The organism is Paenibacillus violae (genome assembly GCF_032461945.1).
Taxonomy (GTDB): domain Bacteria; phylum Bacillota; class Bacilli; order Paenibacillales; family NBRC-103111; genus Paenibacillus_E; species Paenibacillus_E violae.
In genome coordinates this window covers 241,012-254,934 of record NZ_JAWCUD010000005.1, presented here as the reverse complement: position 1 = coordinate 254,934, position 13,923 = coordinate 241,012, and the positions used below count along the sequence as shown (strand labels likewise).

Annotated in this window: 12 protein-coding genes; 2 read left to right on the top strand and 10 right to left on the bottom strand. The window is 50.0% G+C overall.

The features are described from left to right. Positions 1 to 24: 24 nt before the first annotated feature. Together RQP52_RS17065 and RQP52_RS17060 are read right to left on the bottom strand one after the other, a co-directional pair. The gene (locus tag RQP52_RS17065) at positions 25 to 834 is read right to left on the bottom strand and encodes a response regulator transcription factor (protein ID WP_315952996.1); all 810 of its coding nucleotides are present in this window, start codon (positions 832 to 834) and stop codon (positions 25 to 27) included. Beyond that, entirely contained in the window at positions 800 to 2,593 is a 1,794-nt protein-coding gene (locus tag RQP52_RS17060; protein WP_315952995.1) for a sensor histidine kinase, read from the bottom strand. Before RQP52_RS17060 ends, RQP52_RS17065 begins: the two co-directional genes overlap by 35 nt. Before the next feature lie 621 nt (positions 2,594 to 3,214). Between RQP52_RS17060 and RQP52_RS17055 the strand changes: the two genes are divergently transcribed. Continuing rightward, positions 3,215 to 3,709 (top strand): hypothetical protein, encoded by a 495-nt coding sequence (locus RQP52_RS17055; protein WP_315952994.1) that lies wholly within the window; start codon positions 3,215 to 3,217, stop codon positions 3,707 to 3,709. Positions 3,710 to 3,796: 87 nt separating this feature from the next. On the opposite strand, the gene RQP52_RS17050 is transcribed toward RQP52_RS17055, so the two are convergent. The 7 genes from RQP52_RS17050 to RQP52_RS17020 all read right to left on the bottom strand — a co-directional run bounded on the left by RQP52_RS17050 (position 3,797) and on the right by RQP52_RS17020 (position 10,352). Continuing rightward, on the bottom strand, positions 3,797 to 4,915 hold the full coding sequence (locus tag RQP52_RS17050) for a nitric oxide synthase oxygenase (RefSeq protein ID WP_315952993.1): 1,119 nt from the start codon (positions 4,913 to 4,915) through the stop codon (positions 3,797 to 3,799). A gap of 67 nt (positions 4,916 to 4,982) precedes the next feature. Continuing rightward, positions 4,983 to 5,312: a hypothetical protein gene (locus tag RQP52_RS17045; RefSeq protein WP_315952992.1), complete on the bottom strand. Its 330-nt coding sequence runs from the start codon at positions 5,310 to 5,312 to the stop codon at positions 4,983 to 4,985. A gap of 16 nt (positions 5,313 to 5,328) precedes the next feature. After that, complete coding sequence (locus RQP52_RS17040) at positions 5,329 to 6,027, bottom strand: pirin family protein (protein WP_315952991.1); 699 nt, start codon at positions 6,025 to 6,027, stop codon at positions 5,329 to 5,331. A 168-nt stretch (positions 6,028 to 6,195) separates the two neighbouring features. Beyond that, positions 6,196 to 7,158 carry a glycoside hydrolase family 43 protein gene (locus RQP52_RS17035; RefSeq protein ID WP_315952990.1) on the bottom strand — a complete coding sequence of 321 codons (963 nt, stop codon included), beginning with the start codon at positions 7,156 to 7,158 and terminating at the stop codon, positions 6,196 to 6,198. A 56-nt stretch (positions 7,159 to 7,214) separates the two neighbouring features. Next, on the bottom strand, positions 7,215 to 8,054 hold the full coding sequence (locus RQP52_RS17030; RefSeq protein WP_379175033.1) for a carbohydrate ABC transporter permease: 840 nt from the start codon (positions 8,052 to 8,054) through the stop codon (positions 7,215 to 7,217). A 9-nt stretch (positions 8,055 to 8,063) separates the two neighbouring features. Beyond that, positions 8,064 to 8,948: a carbohydrate ABC transporter permease gene (locus RQP52_RS17025; protein WP_315952988.1), complete on the bottom strand. Its 885-nt coding sequence runs from the start codon at positions 8,946 to 8,948 to the stop codon at positions 8,064 to 8,066. Between the two features lie 99 nt (positions 8,949 to 9,047). Beyond that, positions 9,048 to 10,352: an ABC transporter substrate-binding protein gene (locus RQP52_RS17020; protein ID WP_315952987.1), complete on the bottom strand. Its 1,305-nt coding sequence runs from the start codon at positions 10,350 to 10,352 to the stop codon at positions 9,048 to 9,050. Between the two features lie 193 nt (positions 10,353 to 10,545). Between RQP52_RS17020 and RQP52_RS17015 the strand changes: the two genes are divergently transcribed. After that, entirely contained in the window at positions 10,546 to 11,631 is a 1,086-nt protein-coding gene (locus tag RQP52_RS17015; RefSeq protein ID WP_315952986.1) for a GntR family transcriptional regulator, read from the top strand. A 271-nt stretch (positions 11,632 to 11,902) separates the two neighbouring features. Here the strand turns inward: RQP52_RS17015 and abc-f are convergent, their stop codons facing one another. Then, positions 11,903 to 13,837, bottom strand: coding sequence for a ribosomal protection-like ABC-F family protein (gene abc-f, locus RQP52_RS17010; RefSeq protein ID WP_315952985.1), 1,935 nt, complete (start codon positions 13,835 to 13,837; stop codon positions 11,903 to 11,905). Positions 13,838 to 13,923: the final 86 nt, after the last annotated feature.

Below are 13,923 nucleotides of genomic sequence, written 5' to 3'. Positions count from 1 at the left end.
AAATATACCACTATTTTTGGGTTTCTAATTTTGGGTTTCCATGTTCTCTTCGTTCTCATTCGCCTGCTTGCGGTATTGATTCGGGCTGATGCCTTCATAGTCTTTGAACAGTTTAATAAAATACTTCGATGTCTGGTACCCGACCTGTTCGGAAATGTCCGCAATCGTCAGCCTGGTTTGCAAAAGCAGTTCCTTCGCTTTCTGAATCCGGCTCCTCGTGACATATTCACTGAAAGTGACACCTGTCTGCTCCTTAAAAAGAGCGCTAAAATAGCTCGGATTCAAATGAATATGCCCTGCCACCTCACTCATACCGAGAGGTTCCTGCAGATGCTCCTCTACATAAAGCACCGCTTGCCTGACGGGAGCGCTATAATTCATGGAGACGGTTTTGGCCTGCATGAGCCGGGAATCGACCATTTTCTCCATCGTTTCCACGCGCCCGCGTTCTTCTTCAATCTGCAGCGCCTGCTCAACGGCTTCAAGGAGCTTGCTCTTTTTGATCGGCTTTAGCAAATAGTTTACGACCCCTAGCTGAATTGCAGTTTGAGCATATTGGAAATCGGGATGTCCCGAAATGACGATAACGACAGGCTTATGCCCTGTATTGCGCGAGTCCTCTACGACTTGCAATCCGCTGATCTCCGGCATGCGAATATCGGTGATAAGCAGATGCACCGGACGGGTATTCAACACCTCCAACGCTTCAGTTCCGTTGCTGCTGCTTAAGATGTGATAGCGGCCGATTGACCAGGCTTCGAGCGTTTTGCGGATGCCTTCTCTCGTGAGCGGCTCATCATCAACGATCAGTATGGTTTTGCTTGGTGGAATCATCGTTATCCTCCTTATGAATCGGAATGTCGAAGCTGACGCTTGTCCCTTCTCGCAGAATACTATGGATGGACAAGCCTCTGCTGCCCTCTGCCAGTGCCGGGTAATACAGCTGAATGCGGCGCTGCACATTGGAAATCGCCATGCCCTTTCCTTTACCCGACGGCGCGCCTCCGCGTTCCATCGCATCCTTGACGGCTTGGAGCGTCTGCTCGCTCATCCCCGGTCCGTCATCGCTGACCGTGATCCGCAGTTCCGCGGCTCCCAAAGGTGAAGGCTCTACGCGGATTGTGATGAGACCAGGATCCGTTTTTCCTTCTAAACCGTGTAGGATCGCATTCTCCACAAGAGGCTGAATCAGCAGTTTGGGAATGAGGACATGATTGTACGCATCATCAATGTTGATTTCCCAGACCAGGCGGGAGCCGAACCTCACACCCATAATGCTCAGATACCGCTTAATGTGCTCCAATTCCTCTCCCATCGACACCCATTCATCCTTATTGGGACTGCCGATGACATAACGGAACAAATCCGACATCGCGACAACAAGATCGGCGAGTTCCTCCTCATCTTTATCCTGCAAAGACCAGTACAAAGCTTCCAGTGTATTGTATAAAAAATGCGGATCAATCTGCGCTTGAAGTGCTTGCAGTTCCGTGCGGCTTTGGATGACCTCTTTTTCATACACCAGTTTAATGAGTCCGTTGATATTGTCTACCATTTGGTTATAGGTCATATTCAAATCGTTCAGCTCTGTTGTATACGTTTTCGTAAGATTCGGCGTCAGCACGCCTTGCCGTGTATTTCTCATAGCTCTCATAAGCCTTAAAATGGGCCGCGTAATCATCATCGAGAGCAAAAATGAGAGAATAATGAACAACACTGACCCAATCGCCCCGGATACGATAATGGCCCAGCGCAGAACAGAGATCCCATCGGTAATATCGCTGACCGGATACAAAATCATAAGCGTCCATCCGGTTTGTTCCGATGGCTGCTTCACCAAAATGTAGCGTTTCTGTTTGATCGTTACCGTCTGAGAGGAGGTCTGCATTAATTCACCCACCTCGTCCGTGACTTCACCATCCGGTATGACCGGTGTTCCTGAGCTGTCTGCAAGCACTAACAATTCCTGGTGGCTGCCTGTATCCGTTAACTGTTTCTGAAAATCAAAATAGCTGCTGTTAATTCGGACGAGCAAATAACCGCCATTCGAAAACCAACGGTCAATTAAGTTGATACGTCGAATCGCCAGAACCGTACCGGGTTCCTTTGGATCATTCCCGATCCAGACCAGCTTCCCTTTTTCCTTATCCGCCTGCTCAATCCAATGGTTGTCCACCCGATCGGACATCCTTTGATCATCCAGTGGGAACAACCGTACAAAACTCGTGGTGTACAGCTCCACATTGCTAACACCGCTATAAGCTTGTATATGATTGGCGATTTTCGACAACGCCTGCCGCTCGCTAAAGGTCACCTCTTTACCTTGCACATTGGAAAGAAACAGCTGCTGTAAATAGGTGTCATTGACGGCCTGCAACGTTAGCATGTCAATTTGCGTGAGGATCGCTTCTAGCCTGCCGTTTGCCTGCGAGGCGATTTGCTTCATCTGTGTTTCCGCTTTCGTGTTCAGGAGAGTGGATACCGAGTTGAACGTAATGGCTCCAGCGCAAATTAGCACGATGATCATAACAAAAACGAAGCCGGCCAGCATTTGATTGCGCAATGTATTCCAATTAGCCACCTTCTGCCACATGTGGGGTTCCCCTTTTCCGTCTGATTCATGCACAAGTTTCTTGCCAAATCATACTACAGACGTGTGAAATTGCCTACCAGCTTTCTTAGATTAAAATAAAGCTGAGTGGTAGTTCAACTGAGGTAGTTCAACTGCCACAATTGTTTGCGCCGCGCCACAGGCGCGCTGCAGATGTGCGTGCTTCATTGGATGAAATCCAATGAAAAGGCTTCCTGAGAAGCCAAATGTGTGATTTCATTGGACAAAATCCAATCACTTCCGGTCAAATCTGCGTATTTGAGGCAAAAGATTGCTGTTTCGTTGGAATTACTCCAATGAAGTGTGCCATTTTATTGCCAAAATGGGCTTGTCATTGGATTTCATCCAATGGCTGCCCCCAATAATGGCTCACGCCTTCACTATGTTGCACTTTGTGCAGCATTACGGTCTCAGATCGAGCGCTGCCTCCTTCTACGTTGTACAAAGTGCAGCGTGGAAAGCAGAATAGAGCGATTTTTGCCCTATTTGGATTGAATTCATTGTACTTTGTGCAATGAAGAGTGGGGTGGTGGGGTTTAATGCTGTTCTATGTTGTAGAAAGTACAACAGAGATATGGGTGCGAGGGCTATCGTGCGGGGCAGATGGGTTGCTTGGTGCAAGGCGGGCATGCCGAGCGGATGGGTTACTTGGTGCGAGGCGGGCATGCTGAGCAGATGGGTTACTTGGGGCGAGGCGGGCATGCTGAGCAGATGGGTTACTTAATGCGAGGCGGGCATGCTGAGCAGATGGGTTACTTGGTGCGAGGCGATCATGCTGAGCGGATGGGTTACTTGGCGCGAGGCGGGCATGCTGAGCGGATGGGTTGCTTGGTGCAAGGCGGGCATACCGAGCGGATGGGTTACTTGGTGCGAGGCGGGCATGCTGAGCAGATGGGTTACTTGGTGCGAGGCGATCATGCTGAGCAGATGTGTTACTTGGTGCGAGGCGATCAGGCCGAGCGGATGGGTTACTTGCTGCGAGGCGATCATGCTGAGCAGATGGGTTACTTAATGCGAGGCGGGCATGCTGAGCAGATGGGTTACTTGGTGCGAGGCGATCATGCTGAGCGGATGGGTTACTTGGTGCGAGGCGGATAAAAGCCGAGCAATGTTTGCTTAACGCGACACGCTCATGCAGCGCAGTCAACAAAAAAGCAGGCCGCCAAAGGCGCCTGCTCTGTTTCTCTACTCTTCATCGCGATAAAAAAAGTTGGGAAGCTTCACTTCATTGCTATAATGCTGGTGAAAAATATGCGTTGTCGCCGGGGAAAGCGGCGGGATCAGCCACGTCCAGTCGCCCGTGACCTCACGGCTTGCCTTCTCCTCTTTTTCCTCGAACCGTTTGAACTGCCGCGCTGCGGTATGATGATCCACAATGGCTACGCCCTGCTGCTGGAAAGAATGCAGCACAGCCACATTCAACTCCACAAGCGCCCGATCCTTCCAGAGGGAAGCGTCGCGCCGAGTATCTAATCCCATCACTTCCGCTACACGCGGCAGCATGTTATATCGCGCTTCGTCAGCGAAGTTACGAGCCCCGATTTCTGTGCCCATGTACCAACCGTTAAATGGAGCCGCCGAGTAATGAATGCCTCCAATCTCCAGGTACATGTTAGAAACGATCGGCACCGCGTACCACTGGAGACGCAAATCCGCCATTGCCGCGATATCCGGATGCGTGATAGCGACTTCCTTAACCAGTCCGCTCGGAATTTCATAGAATTTCGGCGTGTTATTCCCCATCTGAAGGACTAGAGGCAGGACATCGAAAGACGTCCCCGCTCCCTGCCACCCGAGTGATTGACACATGGCTGTGATCTGCAAAGAAGCAGGATCGCCTACAATGCCATCCTCCGTCTCATAACCTGCATATCGAATTAGCTGTGCATTATGAATAAAGGCCCCCGGAGCTGCCGTCGCCTCTGCCCCCTGCATAGGTGAAAATACCGTAATCATCGGGCGAATTTTCCCGTCATTCGTCGCCGTCTCAATATGCCGGAAGAGGGCTTCCGCCATCTCATCTTCCGTTGTCGCATGACGGGCATCCTGCACGGTCAACGTCTCCCAGAACAATCGCCCGATGCAGCGATTACTGTTGCGCCAAGCCATTTTGGCCCCATGCTCCAGCTCTTGCAGCGTGTGCTCATAGGAACCCTTATACCCGATGGAACGGGTAATTTCAGCAATGCGAGCTTCCATTTCGCCCTCGCTTTTTCCTAACTCAGCGTAACATTCTCTAATAAAAGGAACAGCCTTATCTAACAGTTGATCTTGCACATCCTGCAAATCCTGAACTTCTTTCATAGGTGTAACTCCACTCCGATTCATAGAAGCTCCCTCGGCCATTCAAGCCGCCAGGGCTCCTTATCTCTTACAATTGTGCGCTAAATTGCTCCGGTACATAGGCTATCTGAGAGCCGGCAATAATCTTCAACTCGCCCTGCTCCTCTGAATAATGAACGGCGTCATCGCCAACATAAAACCATACTTTCCGTGTCGGCTGATTCTCAAACTCTTGAAAAATAAAGACATTAAGTTCATCTTTCCATTTTAAAAGCTCAGCAATACGCTCCTTATCGATCCTCACGGTAAAAACCCATCGGTCTTCTACTTGCTTATACATATACTCAACCGGCTGCTTGCCTGTATCGATAAATGCCCGGCCGCCTACCGCATGCTTCACCAAAAATTGTTCCTTCATCTCCGCAGCCTCCTTGTTATGGCAGATCGATTAACATGAAATGCGCATCTTCCGTCGCTCGAAGCGCAAGCGTTGACTCCGCCTCCATCCGCGCGCTGTCCATGGTTTCCAGCTGTGCCTGATTGGCCTCTAATTTCCCGTTAATGACCATAAGAAAAATACGTCGATTCTCACCCTGATTGAAGACAAGCTCTTTACCTGCTTCCAACTTGCTGAGATAGATGCTCATATCCTGGTAAATTTTCGCTTTGTGTTCGCCGCCTTCAGGTGTTACGACCGGCAGCAGGGCATTCGTCATGGCTTCTGGCACATAGGTCACGTTCTCGAAGGACGGCTCTGTGCCCCGCTTTGCCGGCATGAACCAGAGTTGGAACAAGCTAAGCGGCTCCGAATCCGAGGCATTGTACTCAGCATGAATCACACCGCTGCCCGCTGACATGCGCTGAACGCCGCCTGCTGCCGTAATCGCCACATTTCCTAAACTATCCTCGTGCTTAATCGCTCCGCTGAGAACGACACTGACAATTTCCATGTCACTATGCGGATGAGGTCCAAAACCGCGACCCGCGGCAATTTCATCATAATTGCAAACGCGCATAACCCCGAACCCCGTATTATTTTCATCAAAATAATCACCAAACGAAAAGCTCTTATACCCCTTAAGCCAGCCTAAATCCGAACTGTTACGCGTATGTGCAGGAAAGACTTGAATCACAGCTATCGCCTCCTTTATGTAGTACTCTAAGCTTATCATATTGTGATAATCGACTTCCATGTCGGAACCGTGGCGGAACGGTTGCAAAATAGAGGCGAGGCGCCGAAGGAACAAAAAAGGCCATCCCCCGGCCTTTTTAGACCTTTCGGAACAGCCCTTATCTGCTTACTAATCGCCAAGCACGGAACCTGCAAAGTCCGGCGTGCCGTCCTCATGCCACTTCAGCACACGGACAAATGTATGGCGGTTGGGATCGTAGAGCGGATCGCCTTCGATCTCTTTGTAATTCCTCGCGTGGAACACGAGAATGTCCTGTGAACCATCTTCCGACACGGTGAAGCTGTTATGCCCAGGCCCATAAAGGGCGATGTGCTCGTCGGTTGAGAGAACCGGCGATTGGGATTTTGACCACGACTGCGGGTCCAACAAATCCGCGTCTTCGTCTGCCGTTAACAGCCCCATACAGTAATTGAAGTCTGTTGCGCTTGCGGAAAAAGAGATGAAAATTCGTCCATTGGCCTTCAATACCGCCGCACCCTCATTGACCTTAAAACCGATAATTTCCCAATCATACTCAGGTGTCGTTATCATCACCTGCTTACCTTGGAGTGTCCAAGGACTACTCATTTCGGAGATGTAGAGATTCGAATTACCTACAATGTCAGGATCCTTCTGCGCCCAGACCAAATACCGAATTCCGCGATGTTCGAAGGAAGTCGCGTCCAGCGCAAAACTCTCCCACTCGGTGCGGAGCTGCCCCTTCTCCACCCACTCCCCTTCCAGCGGATTGGCTGCATCATTTTCAAGAACAAACATTCGGTGGTCAAAGAGACCCTCGTTCGTTTCAGTCGTTCTAGCCGCAGCAAAATAGATATACCATTTGCCCGCTACAAAATGAATCTCCGGCGCCCAAATATTGGCACTCAGCGGACCTTCGCTATATTTCCGCCATGCTACGACCGGCTTCGCCTCCCTTAAACCATCAATCGTCGCTGAGCGACGCAGCTCAATGCGATCATACTCAGGAACCGACGCTGTAAAGTAATAAAATTCATCTGTATGCTTATATACCCAAGGATCAGCACGCTGCTCCAAAAGAGGTTTGATTACGTTGGTTTCCAAGTTTTTCATAAGTTAGTCTCCTTTAACGCTATCTGTGTTTGTCAATTTGTCAATTTGTCAGTTCATCAGCCTTTCACGCCGCCAACCGTAAGCCCCGACACGAAAAACCGCTGGAAGAAAATAAAAACAATTAGGATCGGGACGATCGCCAGCACGGACCCGGCAATGAGAATATCGTAGTTGTTGCCGTAAGGCGTGACTAAGCTAGATAGACCGATGGGCAGTGTCAGCTTCTCACCCGTTTTGAGCACAATGAGCGGCCAAACAAAGCTGTTCCAGCTGGCAAGAGCCTGCAGAATAGCCATTGCCCCAAAGGCCGGAGCCATCAAAGGCATCATAATCTTGAAAAAGATTCCGTACTCCGAGCAGCCGTCAATTCTTCCCGCATCGAGGAAATCCTTTGGCAGCCCAGCCGCATATTGCCGGAAGAAGAAGATTGGCAGCGGTGCTACGACAAATGGCAGAATAACCCCGGCATACGTATCAATTAAACGGAAGCTGATCATCTGCTTATAAAGCGGGAGCATAATAATTTCAACGGGCACCATCATGACCAAGAGCACGAAGAGGAAAATGAGATTTCTCCCGACAAAACGGTACATCGCCAGCCCGTAACCCACCATAGAGGATAAAAGTAAACAACATAGGGTATATACAACCGAGATCACAATACTGTTCTTATACCATATCAAGTACTTCTTGGCGGAGGCAGAAAACAGAAACGAATAGTTATGTAAAGATAACAGTTCCGGTTGCAGCTTCACATTAAGCCCATAACGCAGCATCTCTTTCGATGGTTTTAACGAGGCCAAAGCCAGACTGTAGAACGGGAACAAAGCGAGAATCGCAAGTACGGCAAACAGCAAGAACAATAAGGAGGATTGAAGGAATTTGTTTCTTTCCATTTGCATGTCCTAGTCCTCCTTTTTAAATAATCCGAAAAATTTTAACTGAATGACATTCAATACCATCGTAATCGCTAACAAAGTAATGCCAATGGCTGAACCGAATCCCAAATTATTTCGCTCGATACCTTCCCTGTAGAGCAGGCCAATCATCGTCAAACCAATGTCATTGGGGGAGCGATTGCCATTCCACAGAATGAAGCTCTCAGTAAACATGGAATAGCCGCCATAGATTGAAATCGTAATGACATAAATCGCAACCGGCTTCAATAAAGGCAGTGTAATGCGCCAGAAGCGGTCCCACTTGTTCGCGCCGTCAATCTCCGCCGACTCATATAGTTCATGCGGAATGCTTTGCAGCGCTGACAAGAAATAAATGATATTGACGCCGGTAAAACGCCAAGTCGCCAGGATGACCATGACAAGCATGCCGGTCGTTGAGCCCGCAAGCCAGTTAATGCTCGGCAAGCCTAGCAAATGTCGGAAACCGTTCATTACAGCTTCGTCCAAACTGCCGAAAACAAGCCGGAATATCGTCCCCGCCACAACTACCGAAGTGAGCGATGGAATAAACAAAGCAGAACGGAAAAAAGCGCTCGCTTTGGTGAGCTTAGCGTTCAGGAATACAGCCAGCACAAGAGGCAGCGGGATTAACACCAGAATGGTCCAGAATGTATACCTGCTGCTATTTTTCAATGCCGTAAAAAAGGACTCGCTCCATAAATTTTTATAATTGGCCAGCCCAATGAAATGCGTTTGACCCGGAAGCACCTCTTGGAAACTCATGACCACCGTCGTCACTACCGGATAGGCGAAAAATATGAGGAAAGACAATACAAAAGGCAAAACAAATACGTAGGGAGCTACCCGGGAGGAATACAGAAATTTACTCATATCTACTATCGCTACTCCTCTCTAGAAGCGCTGCCGGCTTCATCTAAGCCGTATCATTCAGCTCAGGCAAAGCCAGCAACGGAACGCGAGGCGTTCGAACTACTTGATATTTTTCACGGCATCGTCCAGGACTTGTTTCGGATCCTTCAAATCATTCAGCGCTTGGAAAATCGCTTTCGTCTTGAGGTAATCAGATACAGCCGGCGTCTTCTCCTTAATATTCGTAGGCGCAATTTCACCTTTTACAGAAATGAGAACGTCCCACAGATTCTTGCCAAAATATGCAGTGAATTTGTTATCCGCTTTGAGCGCAGGATCGTTCCAAACATCCGAGCGAATCGGGTCAAATCCGAGCTGCGACCAGATCTGGATGTTCCCCTCTTTGGACAACTTGGCATAGGAAAGGAACTTCTTCGCAATGTCTTGATTCTTCGATTGCTTCGTAATGACCGTACCCGTGCCCCCCATTCCGGAAGAACGCATTTCGCCTTGCTTAAATACCGGCATCGGTTTAATGATAATTTTGCCTTTGAGATCAGGCATGTAGTCTGTGAAGCGCCCCATATACCACATTGGCATCCAGACCGAAGCCGCTCCGCCTTTATTCATAAAGCCATAGTATTCTTCCGCATGGTGAAAGCCGCCCGGAGCCACAATAGCTACTTTTTCCTTCACCAGCTTTTGAAGGTAAGACAGCACATCCGTGTTCGCCTGATCTCCCAATGTCACGTTACCGCTTTTATCCAGAAAATCTGAACCATGTTGAACAACGAGTGGCCAAAAGCTCCACTGATCCTGCGTTTCGACGGTCGTCATCGGCTTTCCGGTCTTTGCGAGAACCTGTTTGCCTGCATTTTCATAATCGTCCCACGTCTTAATGTTGTCCGCATTCACGCCTGCTTTATCGAGAATTTCCTTGTTATAGTAGATGACTTGAGCGCCAACGTGGTAGTCTATGCCGTAATATTTGCCGTCTTTGGCATAATTATCGAGTCGAGACATGACCAGATTTGCTTTTTCCGGCTCAACAATATCGTTTAGAGGGGTAAGTTGCACATCACCTTTCAGGAAATTCCCAATCTTGCTGATTTCAATGTCAGCCATATCAGGAGCACCTGTACCGGATTGCAGCGCAACAAGCAGTTTATTGTGGTTATCATCATAAGGGAACGTCGTCGCTTCTAGTTTGATTGACTGATCAGGATGATTTTTATTCCATGACTCGGCCATGCTTTCAAAAAATTTCTGATGCAGTTCATTAAACGTCCAGAAGCTCAGCTTGACTGGCTCGCCTGGCTTGGTTGCGCTATCACTTTGCGTGGAGCTCGGGCTTGATGTGCAAGCAGATAGTAAAAGCATCGATGCCAGCACCACAGCTGAAGTTACTTGAAGCTTCCTTTTCATAACAATGATTCCCCCTAGATTGGAATTAACAACGTGTAAGCGCTTTACATATCGAATTATAGTACATAAAATCCCATATTTATATAACCAATTCAGTATAAAATCATATTTATTATATTAAACATATTCCCTTTTATTGATTTACTAAGTACAATGAGGCTAGCTAGATTAAACAGAATCAGGTGATGCTCGAATGAATAAAGTTCCTCTCTATCGACAAATTTACCAATCCATCAAAGACAAGATTATTTCAGGAGAGCTCCGTCCCAAAGATCGCGTACCTTCCGAGCAGGAATTCATGGATGAATTTAGGGTCAGTAAAATTACAGTGAAAAATGCCCTGGCCGCCCTCGTGGACGAGGGGCTCGTCACGCGCATTCAAGGGAAGGGAACCTTCGTATCGACAAATCCGGTATCCGTGACCATGGAAACGGCGGCGACGCGGTCTGTCCCTATCTCGCCAACTGCACACGATTACAATTACATTGGTCTGATTATCCCTACGATGAAAACAAAGGTCATTCAACGACTAGTTGATTATGTCGAGTTTTATGTTAAGGAAGCTGGTTATCAGCTTGTCCTGCATATCACTCGGGAATCTTCCCACGAAGAGTCCCGTGCCGTCCAACAGCTTACGAACACGCAGGGCGTTCGCGGCATCATTGTTTTCCCTACGGAAGATGAGAGCTATAACGAATCACTGCTGCGTTTGTCTTTAGACAAGTACCCTTTTGTCTTCATCGACCGCTACTTGCGTAATATCGATACGTACCGGATTACATCCGATAATTGGGGTGGCGCCTATGAAACCGTAGACCGTCTGCTCAAGGTGGGGCATCGGCAAATTGCTCTCATCTCCCCGGATAATACGAATACGAGCATTGAGGACCGCACCCACGGCTTCGAAAAGGCTTATATTGACAGCAACATTCCCATTGATAAAAACTTATGGTGCCACGTGCCCATCGACATCCTGAGAACAGGCGACACCTCAGCTTATGTCACTAAATTTCTGCATCAACATCCCAACCTTACAGCTGTCTTTGCTCTGACAGCCGAGATGGCGAGGCTTGCGCATCATGCCCTCCATGAGGAAGAAGGACTGAATCCTAATACCGAGCTTGTGTCCTTCGATGATCCGGAAATCCCGGGAATCTCGCACGTGCTGCAGGATGAGGAGCAAATGGCGCTTTCTGCCGTAAGCTTGCTGCTTGAGCAGTGCAGCGGCCAGTATACGCCGCATCGCATGGAAATCCCTGTGCGTTGGGTGCAGGTTTAGGGGTGGGGCTGCAGGTCCATGCTGCGACTTTGAGCTTGCTTTAGCGGAACAGTGATCACCTATTTCGGTTAAATCAGCCGATATCCCTGACCTAGCGGAACTACATGGCCCTATCCGCGAGCAGTCACCTGCAAATCGGCCCAAACAAGCGAAATAGCGCCCCCTGGTTCCCTTTAACAGGGCTAGGGGGCGCTTTACATCAAAATAGCGTATCGTAGTTCCGTCTCTCCGCCGCCACCAAAAAAAGAGGAGCCCGCAGGCTCCCCTCCTCCTATTCTTCAAGCTGTATCCACTCCGCATACAGCTGATCCAGATCCCCCTGGGCCGCTTCGCGCTCTGCCCAGAGGCGGCTCAGCTCCTCAGGCGCCGGATTCTCCAGCACCTGATCGAGCCCGCCGAGCCGCGCCTCCGCTTCCGCGATGTCCCGCTCCAGCCGCTCGCGCGCGAACGCAGCCGTGCTGCGTGACTTCCCGCGCGGAGCAGACGCCACGTGCGGCTCCGCCTTGGCCGCTGCTGCCTTGGACCCTGCTCCGGCGGACTTCGCCACCGGAGCGGCATCCGCCTTGCGCGCCTGCGCCGCGCGCAGCTGTGCGCTTTTCGCTTTGTAGTCATCAAAGCTGCCCAAATAAACGGTGATGCGCCCTTGATCCAGCTCCCAGATTTTCTGGGACAGCCGGTTTATGAAGTAACGGTCGTGCGTCACCGCAAGCACTGTGCCCGGAAACTCCTCAAGCGCTTCCTCCAGCGCCTCCCTTGAGGTTATGTCCATATGATTCGTCGGCTCATCCAAAATGAGCAGATTCGGCTTGCGCAGCACGAGCAGCGCCAGCCGCAGCCGCGTCCACTCTCCACCGGAGAGGGAGCTTACCGGTTTAAAAACATCTGCGCCATAGAACAGATAAGCGGCGAGTCGGCTTCTAGCTTCCCCTTCTTCCAGCTTCGCTTCCTCGCAAAAGTATGCCAGCACCGTCTTCTTTTGGTCCTCGGGGTACTCCTGCTGCGCCAAGTAACCGATGTCCACGCGCGCGCCGATTTGCAGGTCGCCGCCATCCGGCTTCACCTCGCCCAAAAGCATTTTCAACAGCGTCGTTTTCCCTGAACCGTTATGCCCCAGAAGCATCACTTTCTCGCCATACTCGAGCAAGCCGCTTGCCTTCCGCAGCAGCACTTTATCCCCGTACTGCTTGCTTACGTCATCAAACACAATGACCCGCTTGCCGGAGCGATCGTCCACCTTCAGCCCGAATTCAGCTGCCTTCGGATCAAGAACAGGGCGCTTCAGCTTCTCCATACGATCCAACGCTTTCTGCATGGATGCCGCTCTGCGGAAAAACTTATCATTTCCTCCGATACGCCCCCACTCCATGAGCTGCTTGATCGTCTCTTTCATTTTCTTGATGACCTTCTGCTGTTCCTGATAATCCGCAAATTGCTGCAGCAGTCGGACTTCTTTCTCTTTCATGTAACCCGTATAGGATGTCAGATACGTCGAAGACTCCCCGTCCTCCAACTCCACAATTTTGGTGACGACCCGATCCAAAAAGTAGCGATCATGAGACACGATGAAGCACGCGCCTTCATAATGGGTCAAGTATTCTTCCAGCCATTCAACGCCAAATAAATCGAGATGATTCGTCGGCTCATCGAGCAGCAGTACATCCGGCTTGCCGATCAGTTGGGATGCGAGTGCAATCTTCGTCTTCTCCCCACCGGACAGCGAGGCGAAGCTTCGTCCGTATACCTCACGGGCAATGCGAAGTCCGCTTGCCACCTGGTCGATTCTGGCATCCAGCTCATAGCCGCCTTCCCGCTCAAAACGCTCCTGCAGCTGCGCATACCGCCCCAGCAGTTGATCGAGCTGACCGTCCGCAGCTGGCTCCGACATGCGCTGTTCCAGCTCCGTCATCGCGGTCCGGCACTCCAGCAGCTCCGCAAAACTAGCCGCGAGCACATCGTACACGGTGCCGCTCTCCCATTCCGTCGGAATCTGGGCTAAGTAGCCGATTCGTGTATCTTTGCGCACCGTTAATAGCCCTTCGTCCGGCTTTTCCATTTTGGAAATGAGGCGCAGCAGCGTCGATTTACCGCTCCCATTTCGTCCGACCAATCCGATTCGTTCGCCTTCGTGAATCTCAAACGTAACGTCCGCCAGCACCAACTGAGCGCCATGGTATTTCTTTATATTTTGACCATTTATAATTAACATCGTGAAGGATCCTCCTTGGTTATGGAAGACCCTATCCTGAACATCCTGAACGCAGCAAAAAAGGCCGCAGGAAAATTCCTACGACC

Bases quoted from the DNA above. Each gene is read 5' to 3' on its own strand.
- RQP52_RS17065 (WP_315952996.1), bottom strand. From the start codon at position 834: ATGATTCCACCAAGCAAAACCATACTGATCGTTGATGATGAGCCGCTC.
- RQP52_RS17060 (WP_315952995.1), bottom strand. From the start codon at position 2,593: ATGTGGCAGAAGGTGGCTAATTGGAATACATTGCGCAATCAAATGCTG.
- RQP52_RS17055 (WP_315952994.1), top strand. From the start codon at position 3,215: ATGGGTTGCTTGGTGCAAGGCGGGCATGCCGAGCGGATGGGTTACTTG.
- RQP52_RS17050 (WP_315952993.1), bottom strand. From the start codon at position 4,915: ATGAAAGAAGTTCAGGATTTGCAGGATGTGCAAGATCAACTGTTAGAT.
- RQP52_RS17045 (WP_315952992.1), bottom strand. From the start codon at position 5,312: ATGAAGGAACAATTTTTGGTGAAGCATGCGGTAGGCGGCCGGGCATTT.
- RQP52_RS17035 (WP_315952990.1), bottom strand. From the start codon at position 7,158: ATGAAAAACTTGGAAACCAACGTAATCAAACCTCTTTTGGAGCAGCGT.
- RQP52_RS17030 (WP_379175033.1), bottom strand. From the start codon at position 8,054: ATGGAAAGAAACAAATTCCTTCAATCCTCCTTATTGTTCTTGCTGTTT.
- RQP52_RS17025 (WP_315952988.1), bottom strand. From the start codon at position 8,948: ATGAGTAAATTTCTGTATTCCTCCCGGGTAGCTCCCTACGTATTTGTT.
- RQP52_RS17020 (WP_315952987.1), bottom strand. From the start codon at position 10,352: ATGAAAAGGAAGCTTCAAGTAACTTCAGCTGTGGTGCTGGCATCGATG.
- RQP52_RS17015 (WP_315952986.1), top strand. From the start codon at position 10,546: ATGAATAAAGTTCCTCTCTATCGACAAATTTACCAATCCATCAAAGAC.
- abc-f (WP_315952985.1), bottom strand. From the start codon at position 13,837: ATGTTAATTATAAATGGTCAAAATATAAAGAAATACCATGGCGCTCAG.